Origin of the sequence: Methylobrevis pamukkalensis, from assembly GCF_001720135.1 — a bacterium.
Taxonomy (GTDB): Bacteria; Pseudomonadota; Alphaproteobacteria; order Rhizobiales; family Pleomorphomonadaceae; genus Methylobrevis; species Methylobrevis pamukkalensis.
Window position 1 is genome coordinate 32,304 of sequence record NZ_MCRJ01000015.1, and the last position, 17,078, is coordinate 49,381.

15 protein-coding genes and 1 pseudogene are annotated in these 17,078 nt (G+C 68.2%); 3 read left to right on the top strand and 13 right to left on the bottom strand.

Annotation, left to right across the window (positions count from 1 at the left end):
- Window positions 1-95: 95 nt before the first annotated feature.
- From A6302_RS04265 to A6302_RS04295, 8 genes and pseudogenes are all read right to left on the bottom strand, one after another.
- Window positions 96-869 carry a sulfotransferase family 2 domain-containing protein gene (locus A6302_RS04265; RefSeq protein ID WP_069306002.1) on the bottom strand — a complete coding sequence of 258 codons (774 nt, stop codon included), beginning with the start codon at window positions 867-869 and terminating at the stop codon, window positions 96-98.
- Between the two features lie 477 nt (window positions 870-1,346).
- A pseudogene (gene groL, locus A6302_RS04270) lies at window positions 1,347-2,980 on the bottom strand (chaperonin GroEL).
- Window positions 2,981-3,041: 61 nt separating this feature from the next.
- Window positions 3,042-3,329, bottom strand: a complete 288-nt coding sequence (gene groES / locus A6302_RS04275) for a co-chaperone GroES (RefSeq protein WP_069306003.1) — start codon at window positions 3,327-3,329, stop codon at window positions 3,042-3,044.
- A gap of 189 nt (window positions 3,330-3,518) precedes the next feature.
- Window positions 3,519-4,412, bottom strand: coding sequence for a DMT family transporter (locus tag A6302_RS04280; RefSeq protein WP_083255508.1), 894 nt, complete (start codon window positions 4,410-4,412; stop codon window positions 3,519-3,521).
- Window positions 4,409-4,846 carry a GNAT family N-acetyltransferase gene (locus tag A6302_RS04285; RefSeq protein ID WP_141703404.1) on the bottom strand — a complete coding sequence of 146 codons (438 nt, stop codon included), beginning with the start codon at window positions 4,844-4,846 and terminating at the stop codon, window positions 4,409-4,411. Before A6302_RS04285 ends, A6302_RS04280 begins: the two co-directional genes overlap by 4 nt.
- 3 nt (window positions 4,847-4,849) lie before the next feature.
- Entirely contained in the window at window positions 4,850-5,710 is an 861-nt protein-coding gene (locus A6302_RS21915) for a hypothetical protein (protein ID WP_141703405.1), read from the bottom strand.
- Window positions 5,711-5,921: 211 nt separating this feature from the next.
- Entirely contained in the window at window positions 5,922-7,328 is a 1,407-nt protein-coding gene (locus tag A6302_RS04290; protein ID WP_083255509.1) for a sigma-54-dependent transcriptional regulator, read from the bottom strand.
- 233 nt (window positions 7,329-7,561) lie between these two features.
- Window positions 7,562-7,756 (bottom strand): heavy-metal-associated domain-containing protein, encoded by a 195-nt coding sequence (locus A6302_RS04295; RefSeq protein WP_069306004.1) that lies wholly within the window; start codon window positions 7,754-7,756, stop codon window positions 7,562-7,564.
- Window positions 7,757-8,033: 277 nt separating this feature from the next.
- On the opposite strand from A6302_RS04295, the gene A6302_RS04300 reads away from it, so the two are divergent.
- Window positions 8,034-9,500 carry an EAL domain-containing protein gene (locus tag A6302_RS04300; RefSeq protein WP_141703406.1) on the top strand — a complete coding sequence of 489 codons (1,467 nt, stop codon included), beginning with the start codon at window positions 8,034-8,036 and terminating at the stop codon, window positions 9,498-9,500.
- Window positions 9,501-9,659: 159 nt separating this feature from the next.
- Here A6302_RS04300 and A6302_RS04305 read toward each other — a convergent pair whose 3' ends face one another.
- The 3 genes from A6302_RS04305 to A6302_RS25150 are packed head-to-tail and all read right to left on the bottom strand — an operon-like array spanning window position 9,660 to window position 12,472.
- Complete coding sequence (locus A6302_RS04305; protein ID WP_069306006.1) at window positions 9,660-10,988, bottom strand: M16 family metallopeptidase; 1,329 nt, start codon at window positions 10,986-10,988, stop codon at window positions 9,660-9,662.
- Window positions 10,989-11,006: 18 nt separating this feature from the next.
- Window positions 11,007-11,540: a M16 family metallopeptidase gene (locus tag A6302_RS25145; protein ID WP_280938814.1), complete on the bottom strand. Its 534-nt coding sequence runs from the start codon at window positions 11,538-11,540 to the stop codon at window positions 11,007-11,009.
- Window positions 11,540-12,472 (bottom strand): M16 family metallopeptidase, encoded by a 933-nt coding sequence (locus A6302_RS25150; RefSeq protein WP_280938815.1) that lies wholly within the window; start codon window positions 12,470-12,472, stop codon window positions 11,540-11,542. The genes A6302_RS25145 and A6302_RS25150 overlap by 1 nt, the downstream gene beginning before the upstream one ends.
- Window positions 12,473-12,772: 300 nt before the next feature.
- Between A6302_RS25150 and A6302_RS04315 the strand changes: the two genes are divergently transcribed.
- On the top strand, window positions 12,773-14,737 hold the full coding sequence (locus A6302_RS04315) for a putative bifunctional diguanylate cyclase/phosphodiesterase (protein WP_069306007.1): 1,965 nt from the start codon (window positions 12,773-12,775) through the stop codon (window positions 14,735-14,737).
- A 118-nt stretch (window positions 14,738-14,855) separates the two neighbouring features.
- Entirely contained in the window at window positions 14,856-15,722 is an 867-nt protein-coding gene (locus A6302_RS04320) for a TIGR01459 family HAD-type hydrolase (protein WP_069306008.1), read from the top strand.
- Window positions 15,723-15,818: 96 nt separating this feature from the next.
- Here the strand turns inward: A6302_RS04320 and A6302_RS04325 are convergent, their stop codons facing one another.
- Together A6302_RS04325 and A6302_RS04330 are read right to left on the bottom strand one after the other, a co-directional pair.
- Complete coding sequence (locus A6302_RS04325; RefSeq protein ID WP_069306009.1) at window positions 15,819-16,460, bottom strand: protein phosphatase CheZ; 642 nt, start codon at window positions 16,458-16,460, stop codon at window positions 15,819-15,821.
- Between the two features lie 235 nt (window positions 16,461-16,695).
- Window positions 16,696-17,078, bottom strand: a 383-nt coding sequence (locus tag A6302_RS04330) for a response regulator (protein WP_069306019.1), incomplete at its 5' end; no start/stop codon positions are given.

Below are 17,078 nucleotides of genomic sequence, written 5' to 3' on the forward strand. Positions count from 1 at the left end.
CCGGCCCCGCCGCAAAGCCGGCGGGATGACGACATTTCGTTCATTCAGGATGAACAGTCGGAAGAAAATCCGGCCTTTGTCCAGCGAATCGCGCCTCAGGCCGGCATGACCGCCCGGCGCCGTTCCCGGCTGCGTCGCGACTTCCAGGCTGGGCTCCTGGAAATGCGCGACAGGCGACCGCCGAAAGTGGTGATCCAGCGCTCCGCATTCTCCTGGATGAAATGATAGAGCTCGATGTCTTCCTGATTGTGCTTCTCGAAAAGCTCCCGGCCCTCCTGGGAATAGGTCGCAACCTTGCCGACGTTGGCGCGGATCTCTTCCTTGAGCTTCAGGGCGGGATTGAACGTCTCGGCAAAGCAGGCAATCAGATCGTTGACGCGATTGTGGGGCGCGACGCAGACATAGTGCTTGTCGATGATCCGCTTGGCGCTGGCCGCCGACGCGAGCATCCGCGTGCTGAAATAGGTGCACAAGTAGTTCGTGGCCGCCACCTTGTTGTCGGCCACGGCCTTCTCCACCGCCTCGCCGATCGACAGGCCGCGATAGTACTCGTTGCCCGGATGCGAGGCATTGGCCAGCGTGTAGTGATAGAACGAGCAGAAGCGGTCGTAGGGGTCGCGGGCGCAGGCGACGTAGACCGGATATCGCTGGAACATGTGCTCGTGCGAGCCGAAGTGGAAATGACCGGAAAGCACCTTGATCGCCCTGCGCTGGCTGGAGGTCATCGCCTCCGGCTTCAGGGTCGCCCGGCCGCGGGTGTCGTAGAGGGCATCTTCGCCAAAGACGCGTCTCAGTCCTTCGACCAGCGATGTTCCGGCGGTTTTCTCAAGATGGGTGTGGACGATCAGGGCACGGTCGAAAAAGCTCATGCACTCCACTCGGCTGAGCGCCACGCAGGGGCGGCGGGAATGGGCCGGGTCACCGGCGAAAAACCGGTTTCAGGCTCCGGCCGCCCGGACAGGACGGTACGATCGGACCGAATCTAAGGCGTGTTGGCGGCACTGGCCAGAAAAATACGTCTCCGGATACGGCACTTGCGGGACATGACCTTGCGACGATGCGGTCGCCGCGGAGATTTCTGGTCCTGCGGTTCCCGCATGCCGTCCCCCACCTCGCCACGAAAAAGGGCGCCCCGAGGAGCGCCCTTGTCCGTGATTCCGGAAATCGTCGGCACATCTGCCGCCACCTGAGCCGGATGTTGCCGGCTCAGGCCCTTCAAGTGATGGGCGGCTGCGCGGCCTTCGATCCCGTCGGGATCAGAAGTCCATGCCGCCACCTGAGCCGGATGTTTCCGGCTCAGGCCCTTCAAGTGATGGGCGGCTGCGCGGCCTTCGATCCCGTCGGGATCAGAAGTCCATGCCGCCCATGCCGCGCCCGGCATCGCCGGAGCCGAGGACTTGTCCTTCGGCAGTTCGGCAACCATGGCTTCGGTGGTGACCAGCAGGCCGGCGATCGAGGCCGCGTCCTGGAGAGCCGTGCGCACGACCTTGGTCGGGTCGATGATGCCGGCCTCGATCATGTCGACATAGGTCTCGTTCTGGGCGTCGAAGCCCATGGTCTCGCCCATCTCGCTGACCTTGCCGACGACGATCGAACCCTCGACGCCGGAATTCTCGGCGATCTGACGGATCGGAGCCTCGAGGGCGCGGAGCACGATCTTGATGCCCGCCATGATGTCCGGGTTGTCGGACTTCAGCTTCTGGACGGCGACCTTGGCGCGGAGCAGCGCAGAGCCGCCGCCGGGGACGATGCCTTCTTCAACCGCAGCGCGGGTGGCGTTGAGGGCGTCGTCGACGCGGTCCTTGCGCTCCTTGACCTCGACCTCGGTCGCGCCGCCGACGCGGATGACGGCAACGCCGCCCGCGAGCTTGGCGAGACGCTCCTGAAGCTTCTCACGATCGTAGTCCGAGGTGGTCTCCTCGATCTGCGCCTTGATCTGGGCGATGCGGCCCTCGATCTCGGTCTTCTCGCCGACGCCGTCGACGATCGTGGTGGTCTCCTTGGAGATCGACACCTTCTTGGCACGGCCGAGCATGTCGAGCGTGACGTTCTCGAGCTTGATGCCGAGGTCTTCCGAGATCACCTGGCCGCCGGTGAGGATCGCGATGTCCTCGAGCATGGCCTTGCGGCGGTCACCGAAGCCCGGCGCCTTGACGGCCGCGACCTTGAGGCCGCCACGGAGCTTGTTGACGACGAGCGTGGCCAGAGCCTCGCCCTCGACGTCCTCGGCCACGATCACCAGCGGGCGCGACGACTGGACGACAGCCTCGAGCACCGGCAGCATCGCCTGGAGGTTGGAGAGCTTCTTCTCGTGGATGAGGATGAAGGGATCCTCGAGATCGGCCACCATCTTCTCCGCGTTGGTCACGAAGTAGGGCGACAGGTAGCCACGGTCGAACTGCATGCCTTCGACGACGTCGAGTTCGGTCTCGGCGGTCTTGGCTTCCTCGACGGTGATGACACCCTCGTTGCCGACCTTCTGCATCGCCTCGGCGATCATCTCGCCGATCGACTTCTCGCCGTTGGCGGAAATCGTGCCGACCTGGGCGACTTCGGCCGAGGTCGAGATCTTCTTGGAGCGCGACTTGAGGTCGGCGATGGCTTCGGCGACGGCGAGGTCGATGCCGCGCTTGACGTCCATCGGGTTCATGCCGGCGGCGACGGCCTTGCCGCCTTCCTTGACGATCGACTGGGCCAGCACCGTGGCGGTGGTGGTGCCGTCACCGGCGAGGTCGTTGGTCTTCGAGGCCACTTCGCGCACCATCTGGGCGCCCATGTTCTCGAACTTGTCCTCGAGCTCGATCTCCTTGGCGACGGAAACGCCGTCCTTGGTGATGCGCGGCGCGCCGAACGACTTGTCGATGATGACGTTGCGACCCTTCGGGCCGAGCGTCACCTTGACGGCGTTGGCGAGAATGTCGACGCCGCGCAGCATCTTCTCGCGTGCGTCAGCGGCGAATTTGACTTCTTTGGCTGCCATGTTCGGAAATTCCCTGGAATTGGAGTGAAACGGAAAAGCGTCGATCAGGTCGTCGGGCCGATCAGGCCACGATGCCCATGATGTCGCTTTCCTTCATGATCAGGAGATCCTGACCGTCGATCTTGATCTCGGTGCCGGACCACTTGCCGAACAGCACCTTGTCGCCGGCCTTGACGTCGAGCGTCACGACCTTGCCGCTCTCGTCGCGGGCACCCGGGCCGACGGCGACGACTTCGCCCTGCTGCGGCTTTTCCTTGGCGGTGTCGGGGATGATGATGCCGCCGGCGGTCTTCGCCTCGGACTCGAGGCGACGAACGACGACGCGATCGTGCAACGGACGGAAATTCATTGGGCGGTGCTCCTGTCGGATGAGCGGGCGGCGAAATTGCGCCCAGCTCCGAATGTCGGGGCTGTTAGCACTCAGCAATGGCGAGTGCTAACGAGCGTGAAGGACATAGGATCACCGCCGCGTGATGTCAAGCCGGAGCAGGCGAGGGCGGTGCGTCCGGCGGCATCGGACAAGCCGTGCCGCCCACGCTCAAGCGCTCTCGTCGGTCCGCAACGCCGGCTTTGCGCCGCCGCGGCTGACCGAGACGACGGCCCAGACGATCAGCAGCGATCCGGCGAACATCGCGATGGTCGGCAGTTCGCCGAACATCACGAGGCCGAACAGCGGTGCCCACAGCAGCATGGTGAATTCGAGCGGGGCAAGGCGCGAGGCTGGGGCGTGGGCATAGGCCCAGGCGAAGGCGAGGTGGCCGAAGGCGCCGAGGATGCCGACAGCGGCGAACAGCCAGACGTTCAGCCCCTCGGGCGTGACGAACACCGGCAGGGCAAGGGGGGCGGAGAACGCGGCGGCGCAGAGATTCTGCACCGTCACCAGGCCGACGACGCTGTCGCGGGCCGAATCCCGCCGCGTCAGGATCATCGCCAGCGAATAGCTCACCGACGCGCCGAGGCCGTAGACGTAGCCGAGCGGATCGGCGTGGCTGCCGCCGCTGCCGAAGCGGCCCTGGAACATCACGACGAGGCCGGCAAAGCCGATTCCCAGCGCGACCGCGCCGCGCCGGCCGACCGGCTCCTTGAGGATGATCTGGCCGAGCAGCGCCATGATCAGCGGCGAGGTGAAGGTGATCGCCACCGCCTCGGCCAGCGGCAGCATCGTCAGCGTCTTGAAGAACAGCCCGGCGGTGCAGAGGATGATCAGCGAGCGGAACGCGGCCCGGCGCAGCATCGCGCGCGACGGCCATTTTTCGCGCATCAGCAGGAACACGGCGCCCGACACCACGGCGCCGCCGGCGTAGCGCAGGAACACGATCTCCACCACCGGGAAATGGAGGCCGAGCGCCTTCACCAGCGCATCCATGATCGACAGCAGCAGGAGGGCGATGATCGCCGAGAAGACCGGCAGGGGCGACGCAAGCGTCTTCACGAGGGCGCCATCGCCGGGCCGGACGAGGAGACGGGGGCAAGATCGAGGCGGTAGCCGAATTCCCAGGCGTCGGTGGCATCGGCAAGGCAGCGCAGCACCGGCATTCGCCGGAAACCGAGCCGTTCGTAGAAGCGGTGCCCGGAGGCAAAGCGGGTGTCGGTCCACAGCCGGATCGTCGTGACGTCGTGGCGGCGGATCTCCTCCAGCGTCGCGGCGTAGAGCCGCGCCCCGAGGCCGCGTCCGCGCAAGCGTCTGTCGAGATAGACCTTGTGGAGTTCGGCAACGCCGGGTTCGGGTCGCGAATACCCGATGCAGGCGACGATGCTGCCTTCCGGATCGTCGCGGCCGGCATCACCCGCAGCCCGCCGCCCTTGGCCGCAAAATACGTGGCGACCGCATCCAGTTCGGGAAACTCGGCGCGTACGAAGGGGCAGCCGTCATATTCGGCAAACACCCGCGCGATGAGGTCGGCGACAGCGTCGCCATCCCGATCGGTCGCGCGCGGATCTGCCCCATCTCCGGTGCCTCTCTCCGGCGACGCCGGCCTGGCGGTCAGGGCCGCGGCGCGGCTCGCCTTCGGGAAGCCGCGGGGCAGCGTCCGGGCCGGGGGCCTCGGTGGCTGGGGCGTCGATCACCGGGGCATCCGTCGACGGGGCCGCAGGCGCGGGCGTGACCGGCGCGGGAGCAGGCGTCGCCGGGTCGCCGGGGCGCGGCGCGGCCATCAGCGTGAACGGCAGTTCGAAGGCGCCGGTCTTGTCGGAGTGGAGATCGTGCAGGCGGGTCGTCAGCACATAGTCGCCGGGTTTCAGGCCGCTGAAGTTGTAGGTGATGAACACCTGAAACTCCTTGTTGCGGCGGCGGCTCTTCATCTTCAGGTCGGCGAAGGCCTTCTGCTCGTGCAGGATCTGCCCGGTCGGCGTCTTCAGTTCGAAGTCGGCCTCGAAATCGATGAGGAACAGCTCGCCGTCGCGCCCGTAGCCGAAGCCGTAGGGCTCGGCGTAGACGAGCATGTCCTCGCCTTCCTTGAAGATGTTGGTGAGGCGGGCGTCGTAGATGCCGAAGCCGGAGGGCCGGGCGGCGACGAACAGGGCTTCGGAAAAGCCGAGCGGCGCAAGGTCCCAGGCGGCGTTGAATGCCGCCTCCATTTCGGCGAGCGCCTGCACCGGCTTGCCGTCGGCAAGCAGCGCCTCGGCGGCCTTGGAGCGGTCGGCAAGCTCGCCGGCCGCGGCCGGCCCGCACAGTGCCGCGCCGAGAAGGACGGCGGCGGCGACACGACGAAGGCAACGCGGCACGGACATCGGGCTTGGTCCTCGGAAGACGGCCGCAGCCTGCGGCCGTCACAAACGGGTGTGGTCCGGATCCGCTCGGATGTCGAACCCCGGTCTCCAGGTCGCGGCGCGGGTCTGCCCCGGAGACGGACCTCGAGACGCACCTTGAGACGGGCCTTCGGCGTTGCAGCCGCCCTTGAGGTCCGCACAACGCCTGCGGCCGGAACGTCGTTCTCCTCTATCAGCCGAAGCGGATCGACGGCAAGTCGTCGCGTGTCGGCGCGGCGCCGCCGCGGCGCTTGCGGTAGATCGTCGAGGGACTGATTTCCAGCGCCGCCGCGGCGCGGGCGATGTTCCCGTCGAAGGCCTCGATCGCTTCCTCGATGATCTGCGCCTCGGCCATCCACAGCGGCCGGATGCGGGCGGCCGCATTGTCGGCGGGCGCGTTGCCGCCATCGGGAAGGCGGGCGCGCTCCACGGCCGACTGCATCGACGCCGGCGCCCGGCGCATGCCGAAGCCGGCATCGGCCAGCATCTCGGCGGTGACGACCTCGCCGTCGTTCAGCGTGGCGATGCGCTGCACGAGATTTTCCAGCTCGCGCACGTTGCCCGGCCAGGGATGTCCGGCAATCAGCTTTTCCGCCGCCGGCGCAAAGCGCGACAGGCGGGTGCCGAAGCGGTCGGCGCAGCGTTTCAGCACCGTCTCGGCGATCGGCACGATGTCCTCCGGCCGCTCGCGCAGCGGCGGCAGGTGGAGGCTGAGCACGTTGAGACGGTAGAACAGGTCGGGGCGCATCGCGCCGCGCCGCACCAGGTCGTCCGGCACGCGCCCGGTGGTCGCCATCAGGCGCACGTCGGCCTGCACCGGCTCCACGTCGAAGCTCGGGCCGATCACGTCGCCGGTCTCGATGAAGCGCACCAGCAGCGTCTGGATCGCGGGATCGAGGTCGCCGACCTCGTCCAGCAGCAGCGAGCCGCCATGGGCGCGGCGCAGTGCGCCATTGCCGTCGCCGCCGGCAATGGCGAGCATCAGGTCATCGCGGCCGAGACTGCCGCAATCGACGACGATGAACGGCCCGTCGGCCCGGCGCGAGCGGGCGTGCACGGCGCGGGCACAGAGCTTCTTGCCGGTGCCGCTCTCGCCGGAGATGAACACCGGGGCGGCGGCCGGCGCAATGCGGGCGATCTGGTCGAACAGGTTGCGCATGCGGGCGGAGCGGCCGACGAGGCCACCGATGTCGCCCGGCACGATCGCCTCGGCCACCACGAAATGGCGCTCGATGCGGCGGGCGAAGGCGGGTCCGTCCAGAGGCTTCTCGAGATAGTCGGCAGCACCCTCGCGCACGGCCGCGACCGCATCGCTGACGCGGTGCGCCTCGCCGCTGGCGTAGACCAGGGTGGCCCGGGCGGCGGCATGGACCTCGCGGAAACCGGACAGGCCGCCGACGGTGTCGAGATCGAGGGTCAGAACGTCGAAGGCCTGCTCGGCAAGCAGCAGGCGGGCCGCCTCGGTGGCCGCCGTCTCCAGGATCATCAGCGGACGGGCGATCCGTTGCTCGAGCGCGCGCTTCAGGATGAAGCGGGCTTCGGGATCGCGATCGACGACGAGAACACGAAGCGCCGACGAGGGCCTTGGGGAACCACCCATACTCTTGCATTCCTTGCGTGGCGGGCGCGAAATTCTATCGCGCGTCGGAGCCGATCATGGCGAGAAGACGGTAAACAAATGGTAACCGAAGCCAAATTACCTGCCAAATCGAACAGGTTAACAGGATCTTTCCCATGATCGTGGCCCTCGGAGGCCGGCAGCCCGCCCCTTCCTGCGCCCCGCTGTCTGCCCTCCGGGCGGGCGGCGCGCGGCGCCCGCCCGGGGACATTCTTTCAGCCGGCGACCTCGTAGCCGGCCGCCTCGATCGCCTTGCGGAAGCCGTCCGCCGGCTTGTCCGAGGGAATGCGGACCCGGCCGGTGGCAAGATCCACGTTGGGGGCAATGCCGGGTTCGACCCGGTCGATGGCGCGCTCGACGCTGCGCACGCAGCCGCCGCAGGTCATGCCGGTAACGGTGAATTCGATCATGGACGGGTCTCCGCTTGTGTCCGATCTCCGGGAGATGGTCCTTCCAGCAGGGGGAAGGTCAAGGCCTGCCGGCCCCACGCGACGTCCGATCATTGTGGGAAACGGCGCCGTCGGGACGCTGCTCCGGCGCGGACGGGTGCGAAACCTGCGGAAATCCAGCATGATCGGCGCTGATTCGGGGGCCACCCACGGCATTCGGAGGGGGCCTCTCGACGTGCCGCCGCGCGTGCCTGCGCCGGCGGCGGGCGACGCGGAGACGAGGAGTGCGGACCCGGCCATGAAACGACTAGCGTCCGTCCTGGTCATCGGATCGATGGCGGTGATCGCGGTGTCGACCGTCGTGGTCCTCAACGTCCTGTTCGACTTTCCGATGGGGCAAGCCGCCATTCTCGGCATGCTTGGCCTCGGCGTCATGATGCTGGTGCAGAGTCTTGCCCAGCGCCGCGGCGAACGCGCCTGGCTCGAAGGGCGGATCGCCGACATCGCCGCCGTCGCCTCCGACGTGAATTCCGAGGTGGCGCTGGTGTCCGACCGGCTGGCACGGCTGGAACGGGATCTGGCCAGCCGGCCGTGGCGCGATACCGAGCCGCTTGCCGAGGAGGTGGAGGTGCTCGGCGGCCTCCTCAAGCAGGTCACCGACGCGCTCGCCGATGCCGAGCAGCGGCTGGAGCTGCTGGAGAAGCGGCCGCTCGCTCCCCTGCAGATGCCCGCGCCGATGCCTGCCCCCGCCCCGGTGATGACGTCGCCCGAGCCGGTCCAGACCGGTTTCCCGCCCCAGCCGTTCCCGCAGCAGACCTTCCCGCCGCCGATGCCGATGGCGGAGGAGCCGCGCCTGTCGCCGGCCCGGGCCGCGATCGAGCCGATCGCCCCGCCCGAACCCTTCGAGCCCGTGCCGCGCGAGGCACCGCGGCCCGCCCCGGCGCAGATCTCGCCCGCGCTGGAGCAGGAGATCGTCGAGGCGATCCGCAGCGAACGTCTCGAGGTGCATCTCCAGCCGATCGTCACCCTGCCGCAGCGCAAGGTGCGGATCTACGAGGCGATGGCGATGATGCGCACCCGCGGCGGCGAGACCGTCACCGGTCCGGCGCTGCGGCGGCTGGCGACCGGTGCGCGTCTGGCGCCGCGCGTCGACACCTTCATGGTGGTGCGCGCCTTCCAGATCCTGAAGCGTCTCAACACCCGCAACCGCGAGGTCGGCATCCTGATCGGCCTGTCGCTGGCAAGTCTCGCCGACAATGCCTTCTTCCGCGAGTTCCAGGGCTTCGTCACCCAGAACCGGGCGCTGGCCGAACTCGTCACCTTCGGCTTTCCGGCCGCGGATCTCGCGCTGATGGGGCCGATCGAGCAGGAGAGCCTCGACGCCATCGCCGAGCTCGGCTACCGCTTCGCCATTGGCGACATCACCGATTTCCGACAGGACTTCCAGACGCTCGGCGCCCGCGGCTTCCGCTTTGCCAAGGTTCCGGTCGAGGTGCTGCTCGGCCGCGCGGTGGCGCAGGACTATCGCGGCGACATCCACGCCGTCGATCTGTCCGGTCATCTCGCCCGCAAGGGCCTGGAACTGGTCGTCGACCAGGTGGACACGGAATCGCAGGTGCTCGACCTGCTCGACTACGACATCCGTCTTGCCCAGGGAAACCTGTTCTCGGCGCCGCGCCTGGTGCGGCCCGAGGTGCTGCAGACGCCGCCGGCCGCCGAGGCGCAGCCCCCGGCGCCGCGCGGCCCGCTGCGCGCGGCAAGGTAGAGGCATAGGCGTCGGTCCCTGGCCCTTCCCGCCACCGGCGTCATCCTCCGCGAAGGCGGAGGATCCAGGAAAGGCCTTGCCCGATCAGAGGCGTGGATGGTCCGCCTGCGCGGGCCATGACACCATCGGGGTCCGGGACAACGGACCTCGCGGCGGCCTTCAGCCTGCCGCGGGGCCGACCGTCACGACGGTGTAGGGACCGTCCAGCAGCCGCTTGGCCACCCGCTTCACGTCCTCCAGCGTCACCGCCTCGACGAGGGCGTTGCGGTTGGTGAAATAGTCGATCGGCAGGTTTTCCAGCTGCAGGCCGACGAGCTGGGCTGCGATCTTGCCGGAACCGTCGAAGCGCAGGGCATAGGAGCCGGTGAGGAATTTCTTCGCGCTCGCCAGTTCCTCGGCCGTCGGGCCCTCCTCGGCCATCTTGCGCAGTTCCGCGGTCAGCAGCGCCAGCGTCGCCTCCGCCTGATCGGCGCGGGTCGAGGTGCCGGCGAGATAGAGGCCGGCCTGGTCGTAGGGCACCAGCGTGCTCCACACCGAATAGGCGAGCCCCCGCTTCTCGCGGATCTCGGTGTAGAGCCGCGAGGAGAAGCTGCCGCCGCCGAGGATGTGGTCCATGACATAGGCGGCCATGAAGTCGGGGTCGCGGCGCAGGAGGCCGGTCGTGCCGATGCGGATCTCGGTCTGCGGGCCGGGCACCTCCGCCGCCTGCGTGCCGCCGAACACAGGTGTTGCCTCCGGTGTCGCCGGGATCGACGCCTCGGCCGGCAGCCCGCCGAAGGCGACATCCAGCAGCGGCTTCAGTTCCTCCGCACTGACCGCGCCGACGACGCCGACCACAAGGTTGGAGCGGGCAAACAGCCGCTGGCGCAGGCCATCGAGATCCTCTCGGGAAATTGCGGCGACGGCCTCGATCGTGCCGTCCACGGGTCGCGCATAGGGGTGGTCGCCGAACACCATCTCGTTGAAGGCGCGGGTCGCGATCGTGCCGGGATCGGTGACGTCGCTGCGCAGGCCGGCGAGCACCGCCGCCCGCATCCGCTCGATCGCCTCGTCCTCGAAGCGGGGCCTGGCCAGCGCCAGGGCCAGCAGGTCGAAGGCTTCGGCCTTGCGGTTTTCCAGCATGCCGAGATTGCCGGAGAAGGAATCGCGGCCGGCGCTGAAGCCGAGCCGCACGGCATTTTCCTCCAGCTTGGCGCGGAAGGCCTGCGCGTCGAGATCGCCGGCCCCCTCGTCGAGGAGGGTCGAGAGCAGGTTGGCAAGGCCGGGCTTGTCCGCCGGGTCGGCCGAGGCGCCGCCGCGGAAGGCGAACTGCATGGCGACCAGCGGCACCGCGTGGTCCTCGACCAGCCAGGCCTCGACGCCGCCGGGGCTGACGACCCGCTGCACGGTCGTCGCCCGCGCGCCGGTGACGGAGACGACGAGAACCATCAGCGCGGCGGCAAGCGCCGGCAGCAGGGAGGAGCGGACGCGAAGGGAGGTAAACAGCATCGGCAGGGTTCCTTCCCGTCAGCCGCGGATGTCGGCGGGCATGCGCAGATAGCCCGTCACGGATGTGTCGATCTCGAGGCCGCGGGCGGCGGCGGTCACGGCGGCGGCGTTGACCCGCGCGATCCGTTCCGGCCACGTCTGGACCTCCTCGATGGTGCCGTCGAGGACGAGGGCGGTGCCGAAGATGCGGGCCAGCGTCGCCTGGCTGTCCTGGGCATAGATGGTGGACGCCTCGAGGCGGCGTCGCGCGCGCTCGACCTCGGCCGCGTCGATCGCGCCTTCGGTGGCCGACGCCAGCACCTCGTCGACGGCCGCCTTCAGCGTCTCGAGCGAAACGCCCTCGCGCGGGGCGGCATAGACGACGAAGGAGCCATGATCGCGGGCCGAGCCGTTGTAGTAGGCGCCGGCGGCGACCGCGAGCTTCCGGCCGGCGACGAGTTCGCGGTAGAGCAGGCTGCTGCTGCCGCCACCCAGCGCCTCGGAGAGGACGTCGAGTGCCTCGGCCTCGCCGGGTGCGGCGGTCTCGTAGGACGGCATCACCCACTTGATCATCAGGCTCTCCTGACGCACGCGGCGTCGGTGAGCTCGACGCTGCGCGGGGTGCGCAACTTGCCGGGGGCAGGGCGCAGCGGCCGTTCCGGCTCGGCGCGGCGCGGCACCTTGCCGTAGGTGTCCTCGGCCAGCCGCCGCACCTCGTCGGGCTCCACGTCGCCGGCCACGACCAGCACCGCGTTGTTGGGCGTGTAGAAACGGTCGTAGAAGGCGATGGCGTCCTGGCGGCTCAGCGTCTCCATGTCCTCGCGCCAGCCGATCACGGGCACGCCGTAGGGATGGCCGAGATTGAGCACCGCGTCGACCGAGGCCGACAGGATCGCCGACGGCTCGCCGTCGAGCCGCATGTTGCGCTCCTCGAGGATCACCTGCCGCTCGGGCAGCACGTTGGAGTCGGTGAGGACGAGGCCCGACATCCGGTCGGCCTCGAACGTCATCATCAGGCCGAGATGCTCGCGGGCCACCCGCTGGTAATAGGCGGTGTAGTCGCTGGAGGTGAAGGCGTTTTCCTCGCCGCCATTCTCGGCGATCACCCGCGAGAACTCGCCGGCCGGATGCAGCAGCGTGCCCTTGAACATCAGATGCTCGAGGAAATGCGCGATGCCGGTCTTGCCGACCGGTTCGTCGGAGGCACCCACCTTGTACCAGACCATGTGGGTGACGACGGGCGCGCGGTGGTCGGGAATGACCACCACTTCCAGCCCGTTGCCGAGCGTGAAGCTCGTAGCCCCAGGGGCAAAGCGCTGGATCTCGTCTGGCGCAGCCGGGTTCGCGGCCTCGGGGGCTACGACGGGGGACGCGGGGGCAGCCGGCGCGGGGGCAGCCGGCGCGGGGTTCGCCTGGGCAAGCTCGGGCGCAGGCGACGCGGCAAGGGCCGCCGTCGTGGAGGCGCAGATCGCGAGGGCGGCGGCGAGGGCGGAGAGGCGTCGCATCGTCATCCTTCCGGAAGGGTTCGAAGGCCGGTGACACCGCCGGCCTGCCGGACGAAGGTGACGGGAGTAGGGCAAGGTCACCACCGTGTCTTACGCGGCGGGCGGTTCGGCGGATCGGCTCTAGCAGGCGGGCCGGGGGGTGTCGAGGCAAGCGGCCCCCGCATCCGGTTCGCGTCGGCACGGGAAAGCGCAGAAATCCGCCGGTTCAAGCTAAATTAACGGCGCGCGGGCATACTCCGGCGACTTGCCCACCGGTCCGCGCCGACCGGTGGCCAGCACTCGGTCCGGATCCCGCCATCGATGACCCGTCTCCTGAGGCTCTTCACGGTCGACACGCGCAACCCGCATCTGATGCGGGCACAGATGGCTGCGTTCACCAAGCAGGTTCCGCTTCTCTACTTCATTCTCGTGGTCAATGCCGCCGCGCTGGCCGGCACCTTTGTCGGCACCGCGCCGCTGCTGCTCAGCACGCTGCTCCCGGTCCTGCTCGGCATCGTCTGCCTCGTGCGCTTCGTCGACTGGCTGCGGATGCGCAACGGGCAGCTTTCGGATCCGGCGATCCGCCGTCGCCTCAAGTCGACCGTCGTGATCGGCGGCGTCATCGGCCTCCTGTTCCTCGGCTGGGCGCTGGCGCTATTTCCCTATGGCGACGAGCGGGCGCAGGACCACGTGGTGTTCTTCGTCGGCATCACGGTGATCAGCTGCGTCTTCTGCCTGATGCACCTCAGGCCGGCCGCCCTCCTGATCACGACGGTGATCCAGCTGCCGTTTCTCGTCTTCCTGGTCTCGACCGGCGACCGGGCGCTGTTCTTCATCGCCGTGAATCTCGCCCTCGTCACCGTGGCGATGGTCTACATCCTCGTCGTCGGCTCGCGCGATTTCGCGCGGATGATCGAGAGCCGGATCGAGACCGAGCGCCTCAGCGACGAGAATGCCCGGCTCGCCAACATCGACAGCCTCACCAGCCTGCCCAACCGCCGCCAGTTCTTCGCCGAGCTCGACCGGGTCCTTGCCCGGCCGGCGGCGCTGCGGCGCCCCTTCGCGGTCGGCGTGATCGATCTCGACGGCTTCAAGCCGGTCAACGACCGTTTCGGCCATCTTGTCGGCGACCAGATCCTGACCGAGGCGGGCCGGCGCCTGATCGACATCTCGGCCGAGGGCGGGGCCACCGGCACCTGCTTCATCGCCCGTCTCGGCGGCGACGAGTTCGGCCTCATCCTCGACGGCGCCGCGAGCGAGGACGCGATCCTCGCCTTCGGCGACCGGATCTGCACGGTGCTGGAGGCCCCCTTCAGCACCGGCAGCGTGGTTGCCCGGATCTCGGGCTCCGTCGGCTTTGCGACCGGACCCGAGACCGGCACCGGCGCAATGACCCTCTACGAGCGGGCCGACTATGCGCTCTACCACGCCAAGGGCTCGCGGCGCGGCCACGCGGTGCTGTTCTCCGATGCCCACGAGAACGAGATCCGCCGCAAGGGCATCATCGAGCAGAGCCTGCGCGATGCCGACCTGGAGCGCGAGCTCGACCTGCATTTCCAGCCCATGGTCGACGTCGTGCGCGGCCGCACGATCGGCTTCGAGGCGCTGGCCCGCTGGACAAGCCCAGCGCTCGGACCGATTTCGCCGGCGGTGTTCATTCCGCTGGCCGAACGCTCCGACGCGATCGGCCGCATCACCCGCGTCCTGCTGTCGCGGGCGCTGGCGGCCGCCCGCGGCTGGCCGGACGACATCCGCATCTCCTTCAATCTGTCGGCGCGCGAGCTCGTCTCGCCGGACGAGATCCTGCGGATCATCGCCCTGATCGAGGCGAGCGGCATCGCCCCGCACCGGATCGACATCGAGGTGACGGAAACCTCGGTGATCGCGGACTTCGACAAGGCCTGCGAGTCTCTGCGCGCGCTGCGCGCCCTCGGGCTGCGGATCGCCCTCGACGACTTCGGCACCGGCTATTCGAGCCTCAGCCACGTCCATCGCCTGCCGCTCGACAAGATCAAGGTCGACCGCAGCTTCATCCAGGACATCGAAACCCGCAACTCCGGCCGCAGCCTCGTGAAGAGCGTCGTCGACCTCTGCCAGAACCTCGAGATCGACTGCGTGATCGAGGGCATCGAGACCGAGGACCAGCTCCGCATTCTCAAGCAGCTCGGCTGCACGGCGATGCAGGGCTACTATTTCAGCCGGCCGATGCCGCTCGCCGAGGTCCCGGCCTTCCTGGCAAGGTGCAGCAAGGCCCGCGAGCTGCGCAGCGCGTCGGCCGTTTCTTGACGCCGCTGCCCGGCCTCGCTAAGCGGTAGGTCGGATCCGCGGCCGGTTGCCACCCGGACCGTCGCCGCACGGGCCGTCCGCATCGCGGCGGCCGGATCAAGCCCCAGCGGAGCCTCTCATGGACACGATCGACATCATCGACGGGCTCGCCCCGCTGGCCGACCGTTATGAGGGCATCGTCTGCGATGTCTGGGGCGTGCTGCACAACGGCGTCATCGGCTATCCGGCTGCGGCCGAAGCGCTGGCGACCTTCCGCCGGACCACCGGCAAGCCGGTCGTGCTCCTGACCAACGCGCCGCGTCCGGCGCCGCTGGTGGCGGACATCCTCGACGGCTTCGGCATCGGACGGGATGCCTGGGACGAGATCGTCACCTCGGGCGATGTCGCCCGCACCACGATCGTCGCCGCCCGCGACAACGCGATCCACTACATCGGCCCCGAGCGCGACCTGCCGCTCGTCGACGACCTCGACCTCGAGTTCGTTGCGGCGGACGCCGCCGACCTCGTCATCTGCACCGGCCTCTTCAACGATGATGTCGAGACGCCGGAAGACTACCGCCTGCTCCTGACCGGGCTGGTTGCCCGCAAGGCCACCATGATCTGCGCCAACCCCGACATCGTCGTGGAGCGCGGCGACCGGCTGATCTACTGCGCCGGCGCGATCGCGCAGCTCTACGCCGAACTCGGCGGGCGGGTGGTGATGGTCGGCAAGCCGCACAAGCCGGTCTATGACGTGGTGCGCGTGCGGCTCTCGGCGCTGGCCGGCAGGGATCTGCCGTTCCGCAGCCTGCTGGCGATCGGCGACGCGCTCGCCACCGACGTGCGCGGCGGCTGGGGGCAGGGGATGGACGTGCTGCTCGTCACCGCCGGCATCCACGCGGCGGATTTCGGCCCGGTCGAGACGCCGGACGCGGCGAAGGTCGCCAAGCGCCTCGGCATCGAGGGGCTCACCGCGGTGGCGGCCATCCCGCGCCTGAGGTGGTGACGGGCAAAGGCGCAGCAGAGGGCTTCACGGCGGGGCGGCCGAACACGGGCCGGCGCGCGCGGCGGGCATGCCCGCCGTCGGCCGTGCCGAAGGGTCTCACGGAAACAGGCTGTCGATCTCCGACTGGTTCACGCCTTCGCCCTTGAACTGGGGTCCGTGCAGGATCAGCTCGCGGCGGCGGCGTTCCTCGTCGGTCTCGTCCTCGGTGCCGGAGATCTCGATCTTGGCGAGCTTGAGCTTTTCCACCAGCGCCGAGACGCGGCGGTCGATGTGGTCGAGCGTTTCCACCACCTTCTTGATCCGCTGCCCGGAAATGTCCTGGAACGAACAGGCCTCGAAGATCTCGATGACCTTGTCGTTGACGAGGGTCTGGTAGGCGTCCGGATCGCTCGTGTCCGCCGCCATGATCACTTCGGCGGCGCTCATGATCGTGTTGGTCGCCTCCTCGGTCGCCTCCACCACCGCATCGAGCTCGCGGCCCGCCGTCGGCAGGCGCTCCTGACGCATGTCCGAAAGGCGCAGGGCAGCGAGGTCCGATTTCATGGTCGTGATCTCTTCCGACATGGCGGCGAGATCGTCGTAGATGGTCATGTCGAGGGTGGAGAAGAAGCCCTTGAGGGAATCGGCCATCACCTCCGCGAGGGTCATGACGTCGTTGATCGTGATATCTTCTTTCTTCTTGTTGTTCTGAAGATACTCGATGACCTTGGCCATTGCCTTGCTGTCGACAGCTTCCATCGGCGTTTCCCTTCCTCAAATTCCGCGCGGTCCGGATTCTTGTTTCGACAGTCTGCCGGCCGATGGTTACATATCTGTTATGTTGATCGGCAGGCTCAGGGATGGGGCCCCGTCGTTTCGGCCCGGCGGAACTGGTCGGAGCAGGGCGGCCACGCAAAAACGCGGCCTCCCTGCCGGGAGCCCGCGTCGGTGCGATCGTCGAAGGTGAGAGCCTGTGGCGGGCGACCGGAGGGTTTCAGACGCCGAACACCGCCTCGATCTTGCCCTTGAGGGTCTGCGCGTTGAACGGCTTGACGATGTAGTTGTTCACGCCGGCCTTCTTGGCGGCGATCACGTTCTCGGTCTTGGATTCGGCCGTGACCATGATGAATGGCGTCTTGGAGAGCGAGGCGTCGGAGCGGACCTGCTTGAGCAGTTCGTAGCCGGTCATCGGCTCCATGTTCCAGTCCGAAATCACCAGGCCGTAGCGGCGTTCCTTCATCTTGCCGAGCGCCTCGGTGCCGTCGGCAGCTTCGTCCACATCCTCGAAGCCCAGCTGCTTCAGCAGGTTGCGGATGATACGGATCATCGTCTTGTAGTCATCGACCACGAGAACCGACATCGAAGTGTCTAGGGCCA